The organism is Chlorogloeopsis sp. ULAP02 (assembly GCF_038404745.2).
GTDB lineage: Bacteria > Cyanobacteriota > Cyanobacteriia > Cyanobacteriales > Nostocaceae > Chlorogloeopsis.
Window position 1 is genome coordinate 117,552 of record NZ_JAYKTT020000054.1, and the last position, 24,585, is coordinate 142,136.

The following is a 24,585-nucleotide window of genomic DNA, read 5'->3' on the forward strand; positions in this document are numbered from 1 at the left end:
GGGACTATGGATTAGGGACTAGGGGCTAGGATGAGGAGGGGGGAGAGGAGCCAGCGCCGTGGGCGGGTTTCCCGACTTGGGGCGACTGGCGTGGGAAGACAAGGAGCAAGAACGTGAATCAAGATTCTCCGTGTCCCCGTGTCCTCTTTACCCAATCCCCAATCACCGTTCCCCAGTCCCGAATTTGACATTCGCCCAAGTCTTTGGTTTAGCAGCCGAGGGTTGATCTGTGGAATCAACAAATGGCTCGCTCTTTACTTCCACTTGTTCACTTGTTACATCCGTTGCTTTATCTGCTACTACAAAATCCCCTAAAGTTAGCTGCTTTACCTTTTCCACATCTCCTTGAGCAGCCGCGGTTTTCAAATCTCTTTTCAAATAAGCATTTTTAATTGCTTCTTCTTGGGAACGAGAGCTAGTATCAAAACATTTCTCTAGGGCGTCATATATGCCTACACGCCGCGCCATCTTACGAAACTGGCGTTCTGTGTCCAAAAGCTTCGCCATCAATTCTAGGTGCATGGCATCACCTTCACAAATTTCTTCTAGCACTGCCCACTCGTCGCTACCCAACAGACTATAGTCAGCACCAGGGCGGGGATCTTGGAATTCTTCACCAGTCACTTCTTTATATATGCGGGGTAAACTATCATCAAATTCATGTTTTTGTTCTAGCCAGATGCGGCGAATTTCGCTTAGTTCTTCGGGAGCAAGTAGCGTAATATCGCGCATACTTTGTGGTGCTGTATGGCGGATTTGTGTTTGTGCTTCTAATACTCGTCTTAGCCAATGTTCGCGCCAATATTTAGTATAGGGGCCTGGAATTGGTTCTACTGATTTTTCTCCATCTTTGTTGCGCTCAAAAAGTTGGACATCCCCCCAAATTCTTCGGAAATCTCTTCTGTCGCGATCATCTTCTGCATCTAATTCATTACGGATATCCAATAAAGGCTGCATCCATTCTTTTTCTTCATCATTTTGGATCATTGCCTGCATCGATTTATCCTGACTCACCAGCGTGCAAACCCAACACCCAAATCGGGAATCACCACAACTAGGAGTGGAAGTATCAACAACTAAGGGGCATTCGTTATCTGCGGTTGCACCTCTGTAGATGTTGAATAATTCTTTGTTGCTCCCTCCCCAAGGATTGTCACACTGATTGAGATAAATCCAGACATCATTATTACTCCAGTCTTCAATGGGGGTGTAAATTAAAGAATTGAGCAGACTACCATTAGGACTGAGGCGATCGCGCACTCTACGCATTTGATGCTTTTCCATTGTGGCTGCACGTTTTGAACTTTCGGCTTTGCGAGTACCCAAAACCAGAATTGTTTCACCATTCGCTCGAACCATCTCGCGGATAAAATGGTTAGCCGGATTAATTTTCAGACGTTGGGTACACCAACGAAATTGATTGCGTGGTGCGGGGTAGCCTTTGCCAATTAGATTTACCCAAAATGTATCTTGAATCACAGGCTGTAGCAGATGAGGTTCAACAGGCATTTGTTGTTTATGTGCCGCAGACTTTAGCTGTTGCAAAGATTTACGTACCCAAGCAGAAACAATCGGGTTTTCTACTTTAGTATCTGTTGTAATTACATGAATTGTTTTAGTTCGTTTTTCTTTTGGGAGGGCAGCGATCGCATTCCAAACTAGCTGCAACACCGTACTAGAATCCTTTCCCCACGATACTCCTATAATCCAAGGTATTTCGTCCAAACAATATAACTCTTGGATCTCAGCAGTGAGAACTGGTATCTCATCCAGCACAGTAGTACGCACTTTTCCATCTTGATTTTCTGCTTTTTGTGCTGTAGCCATTTCTCCCTACCTATGTAAATACAGGTAAATTCATCCCTAAACCCTTCCTGTCAGCTAGGAAGAGAAAAGATAAGATGATGCAATATTTATCACCCTTTATATATGTACTGGAAGTACAACCATAGTATTGTAATCTTTAAAGGTTTTTAAAAACTTTACTTGCTGAATCAATTCTCTTGGAAAATTATTCTGATTTATAATTTAAGACTTTAAAAATTAACATGGATGAAAGTGCTGCCTACCCAACTGCTGATATTGCCAGTGAGTTCCTAGAAAGGGAAAACAAGGATAAACAGGTGCTGGCTATTTTACTAGAAAAGTTCATGAACCAGAAAGATTGGATTTTGGTTCAAAAGACAGAAATGGGTGGTACTGAGGCCTATGTTAGCTCTGTTACCTTAGAATGGCTTGCGGGTAGAGTTCGCTTTGCATCTGCCTTACCCCTACTTCAGCAAAAATATAATCCGCAGACAGATAATGTTGAGATTGACGCCGAGAGTATTGACGAAATTCAGCAACGCCCCCTTGATTGGTCGCGTCAACTACCACTAGCTCAGTATCTGTTAAGTTGCAAAAATCACAAGTTTCCACCTGTGTTGGTAGCGATAAATCAACCGTGGGTGGACAATTCCCAAGCTACTGAGTGGAATAGCCAAGGAATAGCTTTAAAATCTACTACAAATTTTACACCGCTAGATAAAGAAGGCAAGGTTGGTTTATTAAACGTTTTTGAGGAGGATGTAACCATCTATGCACTGGATGGACAACACCGCCTTATGGGTGTACAAGGGTTGATGGAATTGCTGAAAACTGGCAAACTCCAGCGCTATAAAAAGGATAAATCTCCTGACAACACGTTTATTACCGAATCTGACTTGATTCAGCAGTATAATATTCAACCAGCCTATCTGCAAAATTTATCTAAAGAAAAAATTGGTATTGAGTTCATTTGTGCAGTTGAGCAAGGGGAAACCCGCGAACAGGCAAGACGACGCGTCAGATCCATCTTTGTGCATGTTAACCTCATGGCTGCACCTTTAACAAAAGGTCAGTTAGCCCAGCTCAACGAAGATGATGGTTTTTCTATTGTTGCTAGAAAAATCGCTGTAACCCATCCGCTTTTGGAACAGCGAGAAAGCCGAAATCCTCGCGTAAATTGGAATAGTGCTACAGTTGCAGCCAAGTCAACAGTTTTAACGACACTCCAAGCACTGAAAGATATGTCTGAGCGATACTTGGGACAAAAATTTCCTCACTGGAAACCCTTAGATAAAGGTCTAATTCCCATGCGCCCAGAGGATGAAGAACTGGAGGAGGGAATCGGAGAGTTTCACAAGCTTTTTGATTATTTGGCAAGTCTTCCTAGTTATAAGCTTTTAGAAGATGAGGATACGCCAGCCTTACGGCGATTCAGTTTTGAGAAAGATGGGGGCGAAGGAAATATGCTTTTCCGCCCTGTCGGTCAAGTGGCTGTAGCGCAAGCTTTAGGAATCTTGGTTTTCCGCAAAGGATTTAATCTCGACAATATTTTTAAGAAACTGCGGAAGTTTGATCAACAAGGTGGTTTTAGTAGCATGGAGTTCCCCCAGTCTATTTGGTATGGCATTTTGTACGATCCAAATAAAAAACGGGTGCAGGTTGCTGGGCGAGATTTAGCAGCTAAGTTACTTATTTATATGTTGGGTGGAATTGAGGATCAGATGGAACGTGCAGAACTTCGTAAAGCTTTGGCTGATGCTAGAAGAGTAGAAAATAAAACTATCGGTTTTGATGGTAATTTTGTTGAACCAAAGCAGGTAGGGCTTCCGGCTATTCTGTAGTTACTATCAAAGAATTGGCGATCGCTCAATTTTAAGGAACAATCACAATGGTTCTCACCGTTTATGAATTTATCGCTCAATGCGGCGATAGCGATCGCTATGAGTTTTCCTCAATCTTTCCCAATTTGCAACTAACAGCACAACAAGTCTTTGTGCCAGGGTGCTAATCGCCCTTCAAGTCTCAACTAGGCAAAATTCTACAAAGGGCGTATGCACCATACCTCTCCAACAATCTTCTAACGACTCCATATCTAATGGAAAAGAGCGATTGCTTTCTATGAAAGGTGCGTTAAGCAAATCGCCTAACGCACCTACTGTGAAAACTGGTAACTGTTAAAACTCTCCCGCTAATGCTGCAACACAACGTTCGCAAATTGAGGGATGTTCTGTGTTCTCTCCCACATGAGTAGAGTAGTTCCAGCAGCGATCGCATTTTTGTCCTTCTGCTTCTACGACACCAATTCCCCATGCATCTGTCTGCAAGTTGTATTTCAATCCTTGCAGTTTTTCTGGTGTATCTAACATCTCTGCTTGGGAAGTAATAAAAAGATAGCGAAGTTTATCGATACCATTATCACTGGTACTATCCAGTGATTTCACAGAGGCACGTAAATGCTCATTAGCGATGTAGAGCAAAACTCTTGCTTCTAGGGAAGAACCAATCATTTTTTCTACCCTTGCTTGCTCTAATACCCTGTTGACATCAGTGCGGATTTCTCGTAACTGTTGCCAAAAAGTTGCTAATTCTGGATTCTGCCACTTGGAATCTAGCTGCACCCAACCAGCTTCAAACACCGATTTGTAAGGTGTCTTGTAGGGGAGATATTGCCAGATATCTTCAGCCATGTGACACAGCACAGGTGCGATCGCTTTTGCTAAATTTTCTAAAGCAATCTGTAACACGGTTTGACAACTACGCCGACGGAAGGCATCGGGCGCACTGATATACAACCTATCCTTAGCAATATCCAAATAGAAGTTGGATAAATCCACAACGCAGAAGTTCTGCACCGTTTGGAAAAAGCGGGAGAATTGGAAGCTATCAAAGGCTTCAGTCACTTCTTGAAATACTTCTGTGATCCGGTGCAACATATATTTATCGAGTTCTGGTAATTCCTCGAAAGGTACTGCATTTTTTTCGGGATCGAAATCGTGCAAATTACCCAACAAAAACCGCGCCGTATTGCGAATTTTGTTTCTGATATCTGTCAGTTGCTTGAGGATGTTTTTACCCAAGGGTACATCCGAGGTGTAATCTACCGAGGAAACCCACAAGCGCAACACGTCTGCTCCATAAGCTGGTTCTTCTTTCTGGTTCTTTCCACCCCCAATTACAACTTTCGGATCAACTACATTTCCTAAGGACTTACTTTGTTTGCGTCCTTGTTCATCTAGGATGAAGCCATGAGTCAAAACTGTTTTGTAGGGTGCAATACCGTTGACTGCTACGCTGGTGAGCAAACTCGACTGGAACCAACCGCGATGCTGATCCGAACCTTCTAAGTATATATCTGCTGGGTAGCGTAATTCTGGACGCTGCTTGATGACCGCTGCCCAAGATGAGCCAGAATCAAACCACACGTCCATTGTATCTGTGCCTTTACGGTAGGTACGGCCGTTATTGCGGTATTTTTCTGGCAATAATTCTTCAACAGAAAGTTCCCACCAAGCATTAGAACCTTTTTCGGCAATGATCACCTGCACGTGGGCGATCGTTTCCTCATTTAATAGTGGTTCTTTGGTTTCTTCGTCGTAGAAAACTGGAATGGGTACACCCCAACTGCGCTGACGCGATATACACCAATCAGAGCGATCGGCAACCATCGGCGTGATTCGATTTTCGCCTTGAGCGGGAATCCATCTTACCGAGGCGATCGCTTTGAGGGCTTCTTCACGAAATCCTTCCACAGAAGCAAACCACTGTTCGGTAGCACGGAAAATAGTCGGTTTTTTTGTGCGCCAATCATAAGGGTACTTGTGGACGTAAGGTTCCTCTTTGAGCAGGGAACCAGCCTCAGACAGGGCATCAATTACCGCTTGATTACCATCCCCAAGCACATTCAACCCGGCAAACTGTCCTGCTTCTTCGGTAAAGTTACCATTGTCATCAACTGGTGCCAAGATAGGTAAACCATAACGTTGACCAACGATGTAGTCTTCTTGACCATGTCCGGGTGCAGTATGTACTAACCCTGTGCCTGATTCAGTAGTTACATAATCACCGCCAACCACGATTGGGCTTTCCCGCTCATACAGGGAATGTCGGTAAGTGGAATGTTCTAATTCTTTCCCTTTGACTGTGGTTTTTACGGTTAATGCAGTTTCCAGAGTAGTAGACAGTCGTTCTACCAAATCAGCAGCTACGATTAAGTATTTAAACTTAACACTTCCTGGTGGAGAACTTACTTCCACAACTGCGTAGTTGAGTTGTGGATTGAGTGCCACTGCCAAATTCCCTGGAATTGTCCAAGGCGTTGTTGTCCAGATGGCTACACCTAAATCGTGGAGATATGGTTTTAGCGCAGGCTTCACCGCTTCGGAAAGGCTAGTAATAGCGAAAGCAGCATAGATACTACGAGAAGTGTGTCCTTCTGGATATTCTAATTCTGCCTCTGCCAAAGCAGTTTTAGAACTAGGACTCCAGTGGACAGGCTTCAAACCACGATAGATGTAACCTTTTAATACCATCTGACCGAAAACACCGATTTGCGCTGCTTCGTATTCCGGTGCCAGCGTCAAATAAGGATGATCCCAATCACCCCAAACTCCGTAGCTTTTGAAGCTTTCCCGCTGTTCGTCTACTGCATTGAGAGCAAATTCTTTGGCTTTTTGCCGTAGTTGCAAAGTTGTCAAGTTTTGCCGTTCTGCAGACTTCATGTTCTGCAAAACTTTCAGTTCAATAGGCAAGCCGTGACAGTCCCAACCAGGCACATAGCGAACTTTGCGCCCCCGTAGCAGTTGGTAGCGGTTAATAATATCTTTGAGAATTTTATTTAAAGCATGACCAAGATGCAAAGAGCCATTTGCGTAGGGTGGCCCATCATGCAGTATAAATAATTCGCCTGGATTATTCTCGGACAGGCGATCGTAAATCTTATTGTCTTGCCAAAACTTTTGAATTTCAGGTTCACGCTTGATTGCGTTCGCCCGCATATCAAAGTTAGTTTTGGGTAAATTTACTGTATCCTTGTAGCTTCCAGTTTCTGTCACAGCTTCATGCCTAAGATTTTTAGTTGTCCAGGTTTTATCAATTATAATTGTTGCCACGACTGCTACCTAAAGCACCCATGTTAATAGAAATGAGCCAAGGGTTTTGAAGTATTTAGGTTAGCTAAGACTGCAACAAATCTTCTGCCAAAGCTACTGCACCCCACAAAGGCGCATCATCTCCCAACGCTGCCGACACAATCTCAAAATTCACTTCCGGTAACGCTGTCTTTCGCGCTGTTTCCCGAATCACTTGCCACCATCTTTCTCCAGCCTTGGTTACGCTTCCACCCAAAACAAATAGCTGCGGGTTGATCAAATTCGCCACATTGCCAATACCCACTCCTAAAGCCCAAGCCGATCGCTCTAAAAGTTCCTGTGCTAACTGATCACCTTGTGCCGCCGCCTCACTCACCACCTTCCCCGTAATTAACTCCAAATTCCCACCTACTAAATTTCTAATTTTTTCTCCCCTACACCCCTGCAATTCCTCCCTCGCATCCTGTGCCAAATAAGGCCCCGACGCCAACCTTTCCACACATCCCCGCTTCCCACACAAACATATCGGCCCCGCAGGATCTACAACCATATGTCCAATTTCGCCAGCCATACCTTCCTCACCCCGCCAAGGTTTGGCGTTGAGTATCCAACCACCTCCAACGCCAGTGCTAATGGTAATGTAAAATAAACTATTATGGTTATTTCCTGCACCGTAACGCCATTCACCAAGAGCCGCTACATTAGCATCATTATCAATACTAGCAGGAACGCTATATTCCTGTTCTAATAAGTGTTGCAAAGGTATATTCTCCCATCCGCAAACATGATGTGATAATCTCACTGTACCCGTAGTTGCATTTACAGGCCCGCCAAAGCTAACACCGATCGCGGCGGGTTTCCTATCTTGGAGTAAAGATTTGATGAGCGATCGCATAATCTTTAAGTCAGTGCTAGCATTTGTATTTGCAGGCGACAGGCAGCGTTCGTAACCCAACCACTCTCTAGAACCCGCATTACTTAAAGCTGCTGCTAATTTTGTACCACCAAAATCGAGTGCCAAGATGAATGTCATACCATTTTAGATTTATCTCTCATCTCAAATGTAAGTTTGATGTGGCACAAAAAGTTTTAAAACCATCATTAAAGTTCCAAACTAGAAATTTTCTAAATTTATAAAATTATCTATTCAAATTTAAAAAAGCAAAAAAAAGCCAGTGCGGAAAAACACCACTGGCAACACGCAAAGTGAAAGCGATAACAACGAGGCTTGCTGAACTATCATCAAGAATTACAGAGGGCTAATTTCTTGTAAAGTTAAATACAATTTTTACGCAACACATCTCACTATTAAGTAGAAGTAAGTAGAAGACATCATATTAATCAATAATTTTAACAATAATTTTAATCCAAAATCTAAAATCCGAAATTAATATAAAAAGCCAGTGGTTTCCCTTTCCCACTGGCAAAAATGAATCCAAGAGCAAAACAGTCAGAATCGCTGAACTATAAATAAGAATTCCAGAAAATTCTTGTTTGATAAAGTCATATACAACATTCATGCAACGTTGTCTAAAATTCTGCAAGTACGCCATCAATAAATTGCTGTAATCTTTGATAATGGGAGCCTTTCCAATAAATCTGAGCACAACCTTGACAACGATGAAACTCCTCTATCTCCCGCTGGATGTTTTCTGGCAACTGCCCCATAACGGCTTGTTTAGTAACTGGTTGTAACAGGCTATTACAGCGCAGACATCTTTGGAAAGGAGACACCAATTCAAATAAATCAAAGCGTCGCAATACTTCTACAATTTGTTTTTGAGGATCGGTATTTCGCACGTAATAGCCATATACAACTGCACTGCGCATCAATAAGCCCCTGTCACGAGTTAAAAGAATTCGTATTTGCGTACTGGAAATTTCAGCTAATTCTGCATCATCATAATCGTTCCGATATAGGGTGTCAAAACCTAACAATCGCAAAGATGACGCCAATTTTCCTAAGTGAATATCTAAAACAAAGCGAATCACATTTAGTGGTGTCGGTCGTACTAAACTCAAAATGTGTCTTTGTTTTGCTGCGGAAATAGGATAGACATTGATAATATCTCCATCCTGAACGATGTAAGAAAAGTCTACTAATGTTCCGTTGACTTCAATACTATCAACTTCTGGATGAGGTACACCTAATGATTCAATCATGTCTTTAATTGAGCCTCTCTCTCCAAAAAAATGCTCAATTTTCCTATCTCTTTTATGTGGTGGCAAAAAATCATTTAATTCTGCGTAAAAGCTAAACTTTACTCTAGCCATAGCAAAAAATCATTATTTTATCCTATCTTAATCATTGTAACTTTCATAGATAAAAGCAAGTTACAATAGCAGAATATCTGCTAAAAACTTCAAGAAAAAATACTGAGCGATCGCACTTTGCTTTAACTATCTATCAGAGAATAACTCAAACAACTTGGTGTAGCTGTTCGCAGCTATGTAGAGCCACAACTTGAGTCTATGGATACTCCTCGCTCTGAACAAGAAAATGAGGAAGGGAAGAATTTCACCTAGAAGGCTGACTGGGATTTGCTTTTAGGCATAGTTAACCTATAATTTCCTGCTGCTATTGCCTAACTTCTAAGTTCTGAACTCTGGCTTGCCTGGTGTTTATACTCATTATAGTAATTTCTCAAACTATGCAAAAAAGCTGAATATTGAGAATCTTTATCTTTTATATTTGTCTCTATAGAGTTTGCGAATTGAAACTATTCTACTCTTAAATGCTTATTAACATTGATTTTGCTGGCTTTGCAGGCATTGAGCTACATAGTCTTTGGAAAAATTATTAGTAAAGTCTTGCATTTGTGTTTGACATCAGCTAGAGTCGAAATAGGTACTACCGATTCAGTCTCTAATTTATTCTTCAGGAGGTGCGATCGCTTAACAGGGCAATTTACAAAGTGTGCTTTTCCATTTTTGTCACGTAATTGAGATTTTCGTTAACGCAACGCGAATCAAGATACTGTAACTGCGTAAAAATACTTCTTATGGCAGTGCTATTACCAACAAATAATTGCTACCATTACAATAAAATTCATAATCTCGTTTAACTTTCTTTTTTTTATTCAATTGAGAATATTTTGCAAAATGCACCAATTTAGAGATAAATTTCAATCACCTCGAAAGGATCATTGTTCAACCCACCGTAATATAGATAAATTATTATTTATATCTACAGAAGGAGAAAATTATTTTGCTTATCTATGTTACTCCAGAGCGACTTAAATTAGTTTTTAAATCTCATGTGTTCAATAACTGAATTACAGCCGAGATGTCAGTAGAAACTCTAACTTCTTGTGATTAGGATTAACTACTCATCAAAAAAAGAGTTTATGTTTTGCTAATTTTACTTATGAGACGAAGTAGAGAAATCTCATTTGCAGCAATCAGAAAAACTATAACTCTTGACTGTAAATTGTTAATCTTTATCTTGAAAGTAGCTCAAACATTTTATAAAAAAATCATCTACAGCACAAAATTGAGTGAAAAATGATGTTATAAAGTGGCTACTAGGATAAAAATGAAAAATTGTTGTCATTCATTTTTATCTTCGTTGATAGGTGGAAGCGTATTTTGTAGCTACAAAAAGCTCGCTACAATTTTCTGGGGAAATTGTAACTAAAACTACTAACTCTGTTGGTAATATCCTTTGTTTTTTAGTTCAATCAATTACTACAGTTAGATGAATACTTTCTTTTGTTCTGATAATTCTCGTCAATTAGGAGAAGATATTATTGGCAGTGTCTCCAATCATAAGACTTATATTTTGATTGAGTGTCCCACGCCTTGGTCTACAGAAGCTTTTCACTCCAGATGGGTTCCAGAAAATTTACAGCTTTTAGTAGAGGAAATAAAACGTGCTAAACTACCGATAAATTTTCTTTTGATTGCTAATAATTTATCCCATAAAGTAAACCATAAAACACTGTTAATTTATCAAAAGCAGGATGGGTTGAGTCATGGTTACCAAAAGCGAGAGTTTCATCTAGAAAATATAGAGCAAGCAGCAGCTGTAATTAGAAAATGGTTGTGGGATAGAAACTCTAATTATGAAGTAGAGGCAACTCCAACTAGAGATTTTTTAGTATGTACCCACGGTAGTCACGATCAATGCTGCTCTCGATATGGTAATCCCTTTTATTTTAACGCTACAAGTATTGTTGATGAATTAAATTTGAGTAATGTCCGACTTTGGAAATCCAGTCATATTGGCGGACATAGATTTGCTCCTACATTAATCGATTTTCCTGCTGGAAGATATTATGGCAATCTCGATCAAGAATCATTTAAATCAATTTTGACGCGTACTGGCGATATTAAATGCTTGCAAAAAGTTTATCGAGGTTGGGGAATTCTACCAAGTTCAATTCAGGTTTTGGAAAGAGAACTCATTTTTCGCTATGGATGGGATTGGTTCAATTACAAAGTGGCAGGCAGAATCATTGAGCAAAGTGCAGACAAAAATACAATTCGTGCTGAACTAACTTTTGAAAAGCCTGATTGTTCGCAATACAATTATCAAGCTAGGTTAGTGAAGGACGAAACAAAAACTGTAGAATTGAAGAGTTCCTGTCATGCCAAACATGAGTCAGTATATGTTAAATATGCTGTTGCTAGTCTCTGGTTGACTTCTACAAATCTTATCACCTGTAGTGCGTAAGATTTATTCTTTTTCTGGACGAATACTCATATACTTGTCTGTGCGAATAGCATTGATGACGCAGCGGATATGGCTTTCTTCTGCACCCAATGTTTTGAGTAAATGATTTCCCAACTCAAGCGCCGCTTCAAATTCAGGTTGTACGACTTCTCTTGCACCCATTTGAGTCAAAAAGTCAATTTCGCTGTCAATGTGCGATCGCACAATCACATCTAATTGAGGTGCAATAGAGAGCGCCCGTTTGAGGAGCAATCTGGTACTAGCAGGATCTGGTAATGCTATTGCTAGAGCTTTAGCGGTTGGCAAATGTGCTTTTTCCAATACTGACTCCGAATCAGCATCGCCAAAAATATAAGGTATTTGGTGAAAACGCAACCTTTGCACAGCTGCTTCGCTATTCTCAATCACCAAAACAGGATATCCCTGGCTTTGTAAAATCTTGACAATTACTTGCCCGACTCTCCCGTAACCAGCAACTACCACATGATTGCTGATTCTTTCTGGCAGAAATATGGTTTTAGGAGCCGAAAATCGCCGCAGAAAATTTGTTAACCAAGGTATGTGGTTAAACTTATCTGCGAGGCGAGGCGCAGAGTCTAGCCACATGGGAGTCAGCACCAGCGTAATTGCTGTTGTTGCCAACAGTAAAAGATAGGTTTGTTGGGAGATGAGTTGTAACCTCCAGCCTTCCAAAGCTAAGACAAAGGAAAACTCTCCAATTTGATTGATACCAAAACTGACGATGACAGCGGTTTTAAGAGAATAACCAAACCTAAGAACAATCGGTAAAACAATCGCTGCTTTGCCCAACATTACCAACATCACTAGCCCTATAATCAGTCCTAAGTTCTGGATCAGCAAAACCGGATCGATGAGCATACCAATCGAAGCGAAAAAAAGACTGGCGAAAGTGTCTCGCAAAGGCAGAACTTTTGCTAGTGTTTGATCGGCATAGTCAATTTCAGAAATCATTAACCCGGCAACAAATGCTCCCATCGCAATAGACAAGCCCAGACTAGCTGTAGTCAAAGCCACACCTAAACATAGAGCAATTACTGCTAAAAGAAATAATTCATTGCTTTCGGTAGCAGCAAAACTGCTGATCAGGCGAGGCACGATCCATTTACTTAAGGCGATCGCTACTGCCACAAACACCAGGATTTTAAATACGGCAATGCCAAGCGCCAAGGCAATATTTTCTGGTTGCTGCAAAGCAGGCAAAATTGCTAATATCACGCCTAATGCCAAATCTTGGGCGATTAAAATCGCCAACATTATTTGTCCATGTAATGTATTAATTTCTCCTCTATCTGTCAGTGTTTTTAACACTACCGCCGTTGAAGATAGAGAAAGAACCACTCCTAAGAAAATTCCCTGAGAAAGTCCGGAAGCCCAACCTAACAGAACAGTCACAAAAGCTACCAGTACTGTTGTCAAACTTATTTGTAATATGCTTCCTTGTAAGGCAATATTTTTAACTCGTTTTAGTTCTGCTAAAGAGAATTCTACACCTAAGGCAAAAAGCAGAAAGGCAACACCTATCTCCGCTAAAGATTTAATCTGGGGAACATCGCTTAAGAGCTTGAAGCCGAAAGGCCCTACAATTAATCCACTGGCTAGATAACCAAGCAAAACAGGCTGACGTAGTCGGTTTGCCAGATAACCTCCCACTACCGCAGCCCCTAAGACAATGGTGAAATCCAAAATCAAACTTTGCTCAGTTGCCATGTTTGCTACAGGTTGCCACAACTGTAGTAGTTTACTCTTTTAGGCTAACCTGACATCATGCAAGCTATTCAAATCAATATTTAAATACTAGTAAGTAATCAGTTTCCCTTTCAATAAATAAGGCAGCTATGCTGGAGGCAGTAGACACTTCGTGTCTACTTGCAGAAGTCGCTGCGCGCCTACCTTCGGTAGGCAGAAGGAAAGAAACACGTTTCCCTCTAAAAGTTCCCTGTTTCCTGTTCCCTGTCTCCTATCCCCTGTACCCTAGATTCCAGGATAGGACAAAACATTTGCGATCGCGCTTCCGTTAATATCTATAGATTTTTAGCACAAATGTTTGTCCATAAAGAAGCTACTTTTCAGCGATTATTTCCTTTGAAACTTGATCTGCCCTAGTCTGATTTTGTTTAACTTGCTTTGCTATAGCAATGACATAGGTTGATAGCAAAATGGTGATGAGAATACCGTCCATCGCCAACCTCCCTGGTAGGTGTTGTTGTGTAATTACCGAAAAGGCGCTTAGAGTCCCTAACTAATACATCACCACGTTCAACGGTATTTCCTGATTTATATACAAATAATTTAATTTTTCTACCAGATATCATTAGTATAAATGTTTATTCCGCTGGGGTTAGACACTTATCATTAGTTAGTGGTTAGTTGTCTATTGCTCCCCCATCTTCCTTATTTCCCCTATCTCCCCCTCCGCTCTCTTCTCACGTTCTTCCTAGCATCTGCAAATTGTGTAAAGTTGCATAAAGCCCTCCTAGTTGGAGTAACTCTTCGTGACTTCCTTGTTCGATTAATTCGCCGCGTTTGAGTACGAAAATCCGATCTACGTTGCGAATTGTCGATAAGCGGTGGGCGATAATAATCGCGGTACGTCCTACCATTAGCTTGTTTAAAGCTTGTTGAATCAATGCTTCTGTTCCCACATCCAAGCTAGCTGTTGCTTCATCTAGTACTAAAATTTGGGGATTGCGGATAGTAGCACGAGCAAAGGCTAAAAGTTGCTTTTGACCGCTAGAAATATTGGTACCTCGCTCCCTGAGTTGTGTATGATATCCTCTGGGAAGTTGTTCAATAAACTGGGCGACATTAGTTCTCTGGGCTGCTTTTTGAATTTCCTCAAAAGTGTATCCATCTCCTAAAGTGATGTTGCTTTTAACATCACCAGCAAATAAAAATGCCTCTTGTAAAATCACTGCCATATAGCGGCGCAATTCTGCTTGAGGTAGTTCCCGGATATCAATACCATCAACGAGGATGCGCCCTTTGCTGGGTTCATAGAGGCGACATAAAAGGCGAATAATTGTACTTTTTCCAGCACCAGTAGGCCCTACTAATGCTACTTTCTCACCAGGATGAATAGTAAAATCTAAGTCTTTAATTACATATTCGTCATCATTCTTATAGGAGAACCACACGTGTTCAAATTTAATTTCTCCTAACTGTGGTTTAGTATTTTGATCAGGTGAGTCAAGATTTTCTTCAATCTCGTCAATGTATCCAAATTGAGAATCGAAAATTGAGATTCTAGGATTGGCGCGATCGCGTATTTCTATTGGTTCATCTAAAATATCGATCACGCGCTCAATCGCCGTAAAACCAGCTTGAATTACCGTAAATTTTTCTGCAAACTGCTGTAGGGGCTGGAATAATCGCTCGGCATATAAAATAAATGCAGATAATATTCCGAATGTCAAGTTTTCTTGTAATAGTAAATAACCACCAACCAACAAAACAAGTGCGATCGCAACCAAAGAAACCCATTCTAGGGTTGCAGAAACCGCAGACTCATTAAAGATGGTTTTGTCTACCTCTTTGACGTAACGCTGATTTGTCTTGCGAAACAACTCGGCATTAAATTTTTCCCGCCGAAATAATTGCACAACGTTGATGCCAACAATATTTTCTTGCAACTGGGAATTAAGCGTTGATAGTTCTTCCCTGGCTTTGTAATTGGCACTGCGGTACTGCTGCTGAAAGTAAATAATTAATGCCGATACTGGGATGAGCATCGCAAGCAGTAACAAAGCGAGTTCCCAGCGGATCGAAAACATAAAACCGAGAATCACCAGCATGGAAAACAAATCTGACACAATGCCAACTGCTCCAGTGGAAAATACATCTCCCAGTACTTCCACATCACTGGTAAGTCTAGTAATTAACTTACCAACAGGTGTGCGGTCAAAAAAGCGTACAGCCAAGGATGTGACATGCTTAAACAAGTCTTGGCGAATTTCAGCGGTAATTTTTTGTCCGATTTTCTGTACCAAATAACCCTGAAAGCCTGTAAAGATTAATCGGATAGATACCGTTACTACTAACAATGCTTCCAAGATATGCAAAGCCTGCCAAAAGGGAAGATTGCGGAGTAACTCGAAAGTACTTGGTTCTTGACGAATTAGGGAAATTATCTGTCCAATTAAAAATGGTTGGACAGCGTTAGCTATGGACATTGGCACAAGTAACAACATTGCCAGTGCCAATGATTTTTTGTGACGACGGGCATAGGGTGCTAGGCGTAAAAATAACCGCCAATCGTTTTCACGCCGACGGTACTCTGTGTGAGATTTTGTTTGCGGCTTGGAAATGCTGGTCATAAAGAAATTATATTAATTTTTACAATCACAAAAGCAAAAATTGGGAAATTAGTGTTTAATTTCTTACCCTGCCATTATCCAAAAGTTAAAGTAATCTCATAATTTAGACATTTTGAGAGAAGCGATCGCCTGTACTTGCGTTTACTTGGCGTATATCATCCCAACTGCAACTGAGTTGTTATTAACACCCTCAATTTCTGTTGAATTTTTCTCGCTCGTTAAGCAATGCCGCCTATATTTATACCAAATTAAAAAATGATGATGTCAGATATATTTATACAACTCAGATACACTAAAGTGATTCCGGTGATGTGAATAAAATGGTAAGCAAAAGTCATATTTTAGAAATCGAACACAGATAGACACAGATAAACACAGATAGGCAATTTCAAATCCAAAATCACGCCACGTGACGCCAGTCGCTACAACGCGCTGGCTCCTTTATGCCGTAAAACTCTTACTTACAGCAGCCGCCTTCAGCGTCTACGGCAGTCGTCATGGGGGAGATCCCCTGTTCTGCGCGCTGCCTCACCACAGCAGTGGCTCCAAAATCTAAAATGGTATGAGTTCGGCTAATTCACATTTACAAGTGTATGAACTTACATCTGTTGCGTCTCTACAAATCTTGAAATTGATTTCCAAGCTATTAAGTTATATATGAACAACCAATTATATTGTGATACAAAAGTTTTTAAGTAACATTACTATTGGTCTTTGCGTAGTTCCCTTGGTAGTGCTAGTGCCAATACTATCATTTGAGTCGAGAGAACTCAGTCCGCCAGAATGTAGAGTACAAAAGTGGCAATTATCTTTACCCCTATCAACCCAAAATCAGACAGTACCACCGCCACTTCTACCCCTACAAAACTCGCCGTTTTTTTGTTGTGAAGGTGATACATCTTGCTTTGATCGACAGATTTGGGGCGAAGATAGTCAACCCTCAGACAAAAAGGCACTTACAGCAGCAATTGATCGCAGTTTGCAGTACTTACAAACCAATAGGGCTGAAGCTGCCTATCAAAGGTATCAAATAGCTGAAATTGGGCGTCCACAGGTTATCAAGAGTTTAAAACGATTCCGCCAATTATTACTCAAATCTAATTCTGCTGCTGAATTGAATGCAGCGATCGCACGAGAGTTTGTTTTTTACCAGTCTGTTGGTAGCGATGCGAAAGGAACGGTTTTGTTTACCGCCTACTTTGAACCGCTTTATCATGCCAGTCGCATTCCCACAGCCGAGTATCGCTATCCCGTCTACCGTTTACCTCCCGATTTAAACTCTTGGCAAAAGCCACATCCGACACGCTTGGAGTTAGAGGGGGCAGATGGTTTGCAAGGCTCAAAAGGCAAACTGCGGGGATTGGAGTTGTTTTGGTTTCGCGATCGCCTAGAACCGTATATCATTCAAATTCAAGGCTCGGCACGGCTTCAGTTACCCGACGGCACTCAGACAACAATCGGCTATGCCGGCAATACCCTTTACAACTACAAAAGCATTGGACGCGAACTAGCAAATGATGGCAAACTACCTTTGGAAGGACTGACAATGCCAAAAATCTTGGACTACTTTCAAAAGTATCCCCAAGAATTAGACGTATACATTCCACGCGATCCCAGCTTTGTATTTTTTCAAGAAAAATATGGTGCGCCAGCCCAAGGTTCCATTAGCGTGCCGCTTACAGCAGAACGTTCCATTGCCACAGATAAATCCCTAATGCCTCCTGGTGCTTTAGCCATCATTCGCGCTCCTTTTCCCTTTGTTGATAGTAACGGCAAAACAGAACACCGGATTGTTAGTCGTTATGTTCTCGATCAAGATACAGGAGGCGCGATCAAAGGCGCAGGAAGAGTAGATTACTTTTTAGGTAATGGTAAACAAGCAGGCGATCGTGCTGGTGTCACAGTTAGCTACGGACAACTATATTATTTGCTGCTTAAGTCTGCATCATAATTTGTAGATAAAAATTTCAAAGCTTTGTAAAATAAACTTTTTAGCCATGCAATAAGGTTAGCCTTATTTGCGTAATTAGGCAGAGGATGTGGTGTAAAGGTGAGCAAATTTGAGCATTGCGCTCATAAATTCCAGTTTTCTATTAAATTTTGAAAAAATATGCAAGCCAATCGCAGCATTTATGAAGTAGCCATCATCGGTGGTGGAATCTCTGGAACTGCATTATTGTACAGCTTAAGCAATTACACCAACCTCAAGCGAATTGTTTTAATTGAAAAAAATTCAGCAGTTGCTTTGGGCAATTCTCATAAAACGAGCAATAGCCAAACTCTTCATTTTGGAGATATAGAGACTAACTATACTTTAGAAAAAGCTCAAAAAGTTAAACGAGCTGCTAACTTAGTCAAAAATTATCTTTTGAAAAATGACCTTCAGCAAGAAACATACAGCCGATATCACAAAATGGTTATTGGCATAGGAAAGGAACAAGTTCAAGAACTTCAAAAGAGGTACCAAGAATTTAAACCTTTATTTCCTCAATTAAAATTGCTACCTAAAGAAGAAATAGAATTTCTAGAACCTAAGGTAGTGAAAAATAGAGATGCCGAAGAGGAAATTATCGCTCTATTTAGTGAAGAAGGTTACACAATAGATTTTCAAAAACTAGCTCAATCTTTCCTTCATAAGTCAATTAATAACTCTCAAACAACAATTGATTTAATGATGGAGACAAAAGTGAAAAGTCTCAAAAAAGAAGGAGAGCTATATTATATTCAGACAGATAAAGAAGAGATTACTGCTAGAGTTGTGGTTTTTATGACTGGAGCGTACAGTTTGTTATTTGCGAAATCTCTAGGCTATGGTAAAAATTATGCGCTTCTAAACGTAGCTGGAAGTTTTTATTTAGCACCAGGTGTTTTAAACGGTAAAGTCTATACAGTACAACTAAAAGAAATTCCTTTTGCAGCTATTCATGGAGACGCAGAGGTTCACGATCAAAGCAAAACTAGATTTGGCCCCACTGCCAAAGTCACTCCTGTTTTGGAGCCATCTAAGTATACTACTATTTTTGATTATTTAAAAACGGCTGGTCTCAGTCTCAATGCTTTAATGAGCTTCCTCAGCATTCTTTCCGAAAAAGCAATATTTAAATATATAGTCAAAAATTATCTTTATGACATTCCCATTCTTGGGAGAAGACTCTTTTTAAAAGAAGTTCAAAGAATCATTCCTTCATTACAAATAGATGACATTCAAATTGCTAAAGGATATGGAGGAATCAGACCTCAAATTGTTAATCTTAATACCAAACGTCTTGAGCTTGGTGAAGCCAAAATTATCGGAGAAAATATATTATTTAACATTACGCCTTCTCCAGGAGCTTCAACTTGTTTGCAGAACGCTGAATATGATACTGAAAGAATTATCTCTTTTTTAGGTAAAGAATATAGATTTGACAAACAGCAATTCTTAACAGATTTAGGGGATAATTAAGAACAATGCAGAACGCATAATATCTAGTTAATTACAACCATAGATAGATACCGAGAAAAAAGATTTTATCTGTGTCTATCTGTGTCCATCCGTGGTCGAATTGTTTGAAAATAGAATAAGTGTAAGAGGTTTGATGTACAAATTTAGTCTTGTTACAAGTTGCTTTAATTGATATCTTGCAGCTGTTGCAACAGCCAGGAGACTGAACCTCCAAATCCTTGTTATCAGGTTCAACCTGGTAACAAGAACTAGAGCCAGAGGCTCTAGTTGATCTTGGTGCAAGTTATTCAGTTAACGCATTGCATGATTGTGGTGCGTTACGGCTAGTTCTTGCTCTCTCAAACTTTCACATCCTTACATAGCCGTAACACACCATACAAAATATTACTATGATAAAGATAAATAAACGCTTTACTAAACTTAATAATGACTGTAACTACCCAACAGCAACTAACACAAGACACCTTTGAAAAACTCTTTTGGACTTGGCAAGGTTATAAAATTCAGTACACCGTCATGGGTACTGGCAAACCTTTGGTTTTAGTTCATGGATTTGGTGCTTGTATCGGACACTGGCGAAAAAATATTTCTGCTTTAGCAAGTGCTGGTTATCGTGTATTCGCTCTTGACCTTTTAGGCTTCGGTGGTTCCGATAAAGCCCCTATTAATTACACTACAGAAGTATGGGTAGAACTGCTCAAAGATTTCCATTCAGCACATATTCACGAACCTGCTGTATTTATCGGTAATTCTATTGGCGCACTTTTGAGCTTAATGGTAGTGGCGCAATATCCAGAAATTTCCGCAGGAGCTGTGTTGATTAACCCTGCAGGAGGATTGAGCCATCGCCCCCACGAATTGAATCCACCACTGAGAATTGTGATGGCAACTTTTAATAAGTTAGTTGGACATCCAATTACCGGGACTTTCGTATTTAACCGGATTCGTCAAAAGCACCAAATTCGCCGTACTCTTTACCAGGTTTATCGCAACCGCGAAGCCGTCACAGATGAATTAGTGGATATGCTTTATACTCCCTCTTGCGATCCAGGAGCGCAAAAAGTTTTCGCCTCTATTTTAACAGCACCTCCCGGCCCCACTCCTGCTGAAATATTGCCCAAAGTTCAGTGTCCTCTCTTAGTACTTTGGGGTGCTGATGATCCTTGGACACCAATAACAGGGGCAAATATTTATGTAGAAGCCCAAAAAGTTGCTGCTCAGGGCGTACAAGCACAGGAGAATGGAAAAGATATTAAAATTGTTCCTATTCCTAATGCTGGGCATTGTCCCCATGACGAAGTGCCAGATGTAGTTAACTCTCGGATAGTGGAGTGGTTGGCAAATTTATAAGTTAGTGATGGGTAACGATCGCGCTTTACCCATCCGATAAATATTACTCTTGTCTAGAATTATCCTCATACACGTTAAGCTTGATTAAGGTAGCAAATTGTTGCACTTCCTAGAGGAATTTCTTCGTTCCTGCTAACTTTTAATTTTCGCTGCTTGAGAAAACCGAAATGCTAGACCGAATTTTTGATTACCTTCACTTTCATTTCAGCATTGAGGCTCCTATCGTTTTGCTTGTCCTGATATTTTTGGAGGCAGTGCTATCTGCTGACAATGCGATCGCCCTAGCTGCGATCGCTCAAGGACTAGAAAACAAAAAACTTGAACAGCAAGCGCTCAATTTGGGTCTAGTTGTTGCTTACGTTTTAAGAATCACCTTGCTGCTGACTGCGACTTGGGTGCAACAGTTCTGGCAATTTGAGTTACTAGGTGCAGCTTATCTACTGTGGTTGGTATTTCAACACTTTACCTCAGCAGAAGACGAAGAACATCACCATCACGGGCCTCGTTTTACAAGCTTATTACAAGTCATACCTGTAATTGCTCTGACGGATTTGGCATTTTCTTTGGATAGCGTTACCACAGCGATCGCCGTTTCTAAAGAAACTTGGCTAGTCTTAACTGGCACTACGATTGGTATTGTCACCCTGCGCTTTATGGCGGGTTTGTTTATTCGTTGGTTGGATGAATTTAAGAATTTAGAAGATGCAGGCTATATAACTGTAGCTTTAGTAGGATTACGCCTGCTGATCCGGGTGGTAAACGAAGATTTAGTACCACCACAATGGATCATGATTAGCGCGATCGCTCTAATTTTATCCTGGGGATTCTCCCAGCGCAATCTTCCAGAGTCATTACCGGAAGTATCGGCACCGGAAAAAAGTGAAGTGAATGTGGAGTGATTAGGGACTAGGGAATAGGAATGCTAGAAAGGTTGAAGTAAAAAGGATGAAGGCTAAAATTGTTTATACTTCATACTTTTTCCTAGCCCCTAGCCCCTAGCCTCTAATTTACTCGTGCAGCCAAGGCATTAAATGAGGTTGCCAATTGACTAATTCTTCATCTTTAAACCACAAAGAAATTTCTCGTTGAGCAGTTTCGATCGCATCGGAGCCGTGAATAATATTACGACCGATATTAACGCCAAAATCACCCCGGATTGTCCCTGGTTCTGCCGTTAAGGGATTTGTCGCACCAATTAACTTTCTTGCCGCAGCAACAACACCTTCACCTTCCCATACCATCGCTACCACCGGGCCAGAAGTGATAAACTCAACTAACCCTGAAAAAAATGGTTTTTCCCGGTGAACATCGTAGTGCGCTTCAGCCAATTCCCGGTTGACTCTCAAGAACTTTAAGCCAACTAAGGTAAAACCTTTAGTTTCAAAGCGACGGATAATTTCACCAGCCAATTTACGTTGTACGCCGTCGGGTTTAATTGCAATAAATGTGCGTTCCAAAGCTATCTCCTCAAAGCAGATAAATATTTTTTGTGTCTTTAGTTAAAAGTCAAAAGTCCCTGATATAGTTTTTGTCTGTATAAGTACGGGTGGGTTTATAAGATAAATTGTCGGTTTGAGCCGAAAAATAATCAGCAAAACCCGCACGGCAGTCGCTACAACGGAGCGGAGCCTCAGCAACGCGCTGCCTCCCCTACTAAACAATAACTAATGACCAATGATTAATAACCAATCACAGAATATCTCAGAAATCACCTCCAAAGTCTATGTGCGTTCAAACATGAATGCGCTAAATTGTAAATTCGTGGGTGAAACATAAAAGGTCAACAAGAAATGCGTCTTGAGTCAACTGCTGCATCAGATGAGGTGGTGAAACCGCCTTCCAATAATGGTAAAAAAGGTGAACTGAAACATCACAAGCAAAAAAAATTGCTACCACCTGCTACCACACATGATGGCTCGCGCCTGTGGAAAATTGAGGATAGTGAAGCCCTATACCGGATTGAAGGTTGGGGGCAACCTTATTTTTCAATTAATGCCGCCGGTGACATTACTGTTTCTCCCAAGGGTGATCGCGGCGGTTCTCTCGATTTATTTGAATTAGTCAATGCTCTAAAACAGCGCAATCTCGGTTTGCCTCTGTTAATTCGTTTTTCGGATATTCTAGAAGACAGAATCGAGCGGTTGAATGCTTGTTTTGCCAAAGCGATCGCTCGCTACAATTATCCTGGGGTTTACCGGGGCGTATTTCCGGTTAAATGCAATCAGCAGCGGCATCTGGTATCAGATTTAGTCCGCTTTGGCAAACCTCATCAATTTGGTTTAGAAGCAGGTTCCAAGCCAGAATTAATGATTGCTCTAGCAATGTTGGATACACCAGGAGCTTTGCTCGTCTGCAACGGCTACAAAGACCAAGAATACATTGAAACGGCAATGCTGGCACAGCGACTAGGACAAACACCAATTATCGTCCTAGAACAAATTGAAGAAGTGGATTTGGTGATTGAAGTCAGTCAGCAGCTAGGAATTCAACCGATTGTCGGAGTGAGAGCAAAACTCAGCACTCAAGGCATGGGGCGCTGGGGAACATCCAGCGGCGATCGCGCTAAATTTGGTTTAACAATTCCAGAAATTATCCAAGCAGTGGATAAGTTACGTGCAGTCAACTTGTTAAATTCTTTACAGCTATTGCACTTTCATGTTGGCTCGCAAATTTCTGCCATTAATGTCATTAAAGATGCAATTCAAGAAGCCAGCCGCATTTACGTAGAATTAGCAGCATTAGGCGCTAACATGAAATATCTCGATGTCGGTGGTGGCTTAGGTGTAGATTATGATGGTTCGCAAACTAACTTCTACGCCTCAAAAAATTACAATATGCAGAACTATGCCAACGACATTGTGGCAGAGTTGAAAGATACCTGCTCAGAGCGAGGTATACCCGTACCAACACTGATTAGCGAAAGTGGACGAGCGATCGCTTCCCACCAGTCGGTATTGATTTTTGATGTTCTCAGTACCAGCGAAGTTTTGACTGAAGCGCCCGAACCTCCTAAAGAAGGAGAGTCGCACATCATCAGTTATCTTTGGGAAACTTACCAATCAATTCACGAAGATAATTATCAAGAGTTTTACCACGACGCTACCCAATTTAAAGAAGAAGCGATCAGCCGCTTCAATTTGGGAATTCTCAGCCTCACAGAGCGTGCCAAAGCCGAACGACTGTACTGGGCTTGTTGTCAAAAAATTCTCAGTATCACTAGGCGGCATGAGTACGTACCCGACGAACTGGAAGACTTAGAAAAAATCATGGCTTCTATCTACTACATCAATATGTCTGTATTTCAGTCTGCGCCTGATTGCTGGGCTATTGATCAATTATTTCCGATTATGCCGATCCACCGCCTAGATCAGGAACCAACACGACGGGGAATTTTAGCGGATCTTACCTGTGACAGTGACGGTAAAATTGACCGCTTTATTGACTTGCGAGATGTGAAGTCAGTCTTGGAACTCCACCCCTTTGAGCCTGGAGAACCTTACTATCTGGGAATGTTCCTGAGTGGAGCGTATCAGGAAATCATGGGTAATTTACATAACTTGTTTGGCGATACGAACGCTGTTCATATCCAATTAACGCCCAAGGGCTACCAAATTCAACACGTAGTTAAGGGTGACACCACAAGTGAAGTGGTGGGCTACGTGCAGTATGACTCCGAGGATATGGTAGAAAACATCCGCCAGCGCTGCGAACACGCTTTAGAAGAAAATCGCATTACTCTAGCAGAATCACAGCGACTACTGCAAACCTATGAACAGAGTTTGAGGAGGTATACGTATTTGTCTTCTTAGGGACTGGGGACTGGTGACTAGGAAAGAAACTAATCAACGTTAAAAGCGATGATTCCCAACCCCTAGTACCGAGTCCCTA

The 24,585-nt window shown here is 41.1% G+C and carries 15 protein-coding genes; 7 read left to right on the forward strand and 8 right to left on the reverse strand.

What is annotated here, in order from left to right:
• Positions 1 to 11 precede the first annotated feature (11 nt).
• Together U2718_RS19300 and dndC are read right to left on the reverse strand one after the other, a co-directional pair.
• Complete coding sequence (locus U2718_RS19300; protein ID WP_411813326.1) at positions 12 to 191, reverse strand: hypothetical protein; 180 nt, start codon at positions 189 to 191, stop codon at positions 12 to 14.
• Positions 163 to 1,827, reverse strand: a complete 1,665-nt coding sequence (gene dndC, locus U2718_RS19305; RefSeq protein ID WP_341996202.1) for a DNA phosphorothioation system sulfurtransferase DndC — start codon at positions 1,825 to 1,827, stop codon at positions 163 to 165. The genes U2718_RS19300 and dndC overlap by 29 nt, the downstream gene beginning before the upstream one ends.
• Positions 1,828 to 2,048: 221 nt before the next feature.
• Here dndC and U2718_RS19310 point away from each other — a divergent pair, with 221 nt between their 5' ends.
• Positions 2,049 to 3,647: a DGQHR domain-containing protein gene (locus U2718_RS19310; protein WP_341996204.1), complete on the forward strand. Its 1,599-nt coding sequence runs from the start codon at positions 2,049 to 2,051 to the stop codon at positions 3,645 to 3,647.
• A gap of 333 nt (positions 3,648 to 3,980) precedes the next feature.
• On the opposite strand, the gene ileS is transcribed toward U2718_RS19310, so the two are convergent.
• The 3 genes from ileS to U2718_RS19325 form a co-directional block, all read right to left on the reverse strand.
• Positions 3,981 to 6,857, reverse strand: coding sequence for an isoleucine--tRNA ligase (ileS, locus tag U2718_RS19315; protein WP_341996314.1), 2,877 nt, complete (start codon positions 6,855 to 6,857; stop codon positions 3,981 to 3,983).
• A gap of 121 nt (positions 6,858 to 6,978) precedes the next feature.
• Complete coding sequence (locus tag U2718_RS19320; protein ID WP_341996206.1) at positions 6,979 to 7,926, reverse strand: ROK family protein; 948 nt, start codon at positions 7,924 to 7,926, stop codon at positions 6,979 to 6,981.
• A 497-nt stretch (positions 7,927 to 8,423) separates the two neighbouring features.
• The gene (locus tag U2718_RS19325; protein ID WP_341996208.1) at positions 8,424 to 9,167 is read right to left on the reverse strand and encodes a Mut7-C RNAse domain-containing protein; all 744 of its coding nucleotides are present in this window, start codon (positions 9,165 to 9,167) and stop codon (positions 8,424 to 8,426) included.
• Positions 9,168 to 10,590: 1,423 nt separating this feature from the next.
• On the opposite strand from U2718_RS19325, the gene U2718_RS19330 reads away from it, so the two are divergent.
• Positions 10,591 to 11,568, forward strand: a complete 978-nt coding sequence (locus tag U2718_RS19330; RefSeq protein ID WP_341996210.1) for a sucrase ferredoxin — start codon at positions 10,591 to 10,593, stop codon at positions 11,566 to 11,568.
• Between the two features lie 3 nt (positions 11,569 to 11,571).
• On the opposite strand, the gene U2718_RS19335 is transcribed toward U2718_RS19330, so the two are convergent.
• Positions 11,572 to 13,296, reverse strand: coding sequence for a cation:proton antiporter (locus U2718_RS19335; RefSeq protein ID WP_341996212.1), 1,725 nt, complete (start codon positions 13,294 to 13,296; stop codon positions 11,572 to 11,574).
• 716 nt (positions 13,297 to 14,012) lie between these two features.
• The gene (locus U2718_RS19340; RefSeq protein WP_341996214.1) at positions 14,013 to 15,902 is read right to left on the reverse strand and encodes an ABC transporter ATP-binding protein; all 1,890 of its coding nucleotides are present in this window, start codon (positions 15,900 to 15,902) and stop codon (positions 14,013 to 14,015) included.
• A gap of 679 nt (positions 15,903 to 16,581) precedes the next feature.
• Here U2718_RS19340 and U2718_RS19345 point away from each other — a divergent pair.
• The 4 genes from U2718_RS19345 to U2718_RS19360 all read left to right on the forward strand — a co-directional run bounded on the left by U2718_RS19345 (position 16,582) and on the right by U2718_RS19360 (position 21,596).
• Positions 16,582 to 17,853 (forward strand): murein transglycosylase A, encoded by a 1,272-nt coding sequence (locus U2718_RS19345; RefSeq protein WP_341996316.1) that lies wholly within the window; start codon positions 16,582 to 16,584, stop codon positions 17,851 to 17,853.
• Positions 17,854 to 18,012: 159 nt separating this feature from the next.
• Positions 18,013 to 19,347: an FAD-dependent oxidoreductase gene (locus tag U2718_RS19350; RefSeq protein ID WP_341996217.1), complete on the forward strand. Its 1,335-nt coding sequence runs from the start codon at positions 18,013 to 18,015 to the stop codon at positions 19,345 to 19,347.
• Between the two features lie 426 nt (positions 19,348 to 19,773).
• Complete coding sequence (locus U2718_RS19355; protein WP_341996219.1) at positions 19,774 to 20,697, forward strand: alpha/beta fold hydrolase; 924 nt, start codon at positions 19,774 to 19,776, stop codon at positions 20,695 to 20,697.
• Positions 20,698 to 20,864: 167 nt separating this feature from the next.
• The gene (locus tag U2718_RS19360) at positions 20,865 to 21,596 is read left to right on the forward strand and encodes a TerC family protein (protein ID WP_341996221.1); all 732 of its coding nucleotides are present in this window, start codon (positions 20,865 to 20,867) and stop codon (positions 21,594 to 21,596) included.
• Positions 21,597 to 21,704: 108 nt separating this feature from the next.
• Here the strand turns inward: U2718_RS19360 and ndk are convergent, their stop codons facing one another.
• Entirely contained in the window at positions 21,705 to 22,154 is a 450-nt protein-coding gene (ndk, locus tag U2718_RS19365; protein ID WP_341996223.1) for a nucleoside-diphosphate kinase, read from the reverse strand.
• 333 nt (positions 22,155 to 22,487) lie between these two features.
• On the opposite strand from ndk, the gene speA reads away from it, so the two are divergent.
• On the forward strand, positions 22,488 to 24,506 hold the full coding sequence (gene speA / locus U2718_RS19370) for a biosynthetic arginine decarboxylase (protein WP_341996225.1): 2,019 nt from the start codon (positions 22,488 to 22,490) through the stop codon (positions 24,504 to 24,506).
• Positions 24,507 to 24,585 lie beyond the last annotated feature (79 nt).

Coding starts and splice junctions, on each gene's coding strand:
- U2718_RS19300 (WP_411813326.1), bottom strand. CDS start 191: ATGTCAAATTCGGGACTGGGGAACGGTGATTGGGGATTGGGTAAAGAG.
- dndC (WP_341996202.1), bottom strand. CDS start 1,827: ATGGCTACAGCACAAAAAGCAGAAAATCAAGATGGAAAAGTGCGTACT.
- U2718_RS19310 (WP_341996204.1), top strand. CDS start 2,049: ATGGATGAAAGTGCTGCCTACCCAACTGCTGATATTGCCAGTGAGTTC.
- U2718_RS19320 (WP_341996206.1), bottom strand. CDS start 7,926: ATGACATTCATCTTGGCACTCGATTTTGGTGGTACAAAATTAGCAGCA.
- U2718_RS19325 (WP_341996208.1), bottom strand. CDS start 9,167: ATGGCTAGAGTAAAGTTTAGCTTTTACGCAGAATTAAATGATTTTTTG.
- U2718_RS19330 (WP_341996210.1), top strand. CDS start 10,591: ATGAATACTTTCTTTTGTTCTGATAATTCTCGTCAATTAGGAGAAGAT.
- U2718_RS19335 (WP_341996212.1), bottom strand. CDS start 13,296: ATGGCAACTGAGCAAAGTTTGATTTTGGATTTCACCATTGTCTTAGGG.
- U2718_RS19340 (WP_341996214.1), bottom strand. CDS start 15,902: ATGACCAGCATTTCCAAGCCGCAAACAAAATCTCACACAGAGTACCGT.
- U2718_RS19350 (WP_341996217.1), top strand. CDS start 18,013: ATGCAAGCCAATCGCAGCATTTATGAAGTAGCCATCATCGGTGGTGGA.
- U2718_RS19355 (WP_341996219.1), top strand. CDS start 19,774: ATGACTGTAACTACCCAACAGCAACTAACACAAGACACCTTTGAAAAA.
- U2718_RS19360 (WP_341996221.1), top strand. CDS start 20,865: ATGCTAGACCGAATTTTTGATTACCTTCACTTTCATTTCAGCATTGAG.
- speA (WP_341996225.1), top strand. CDS start 22,488: ATGCGTCTTGAGTCAACTGCTGCATCAGATGAGGTGGTGAAACCGCCT.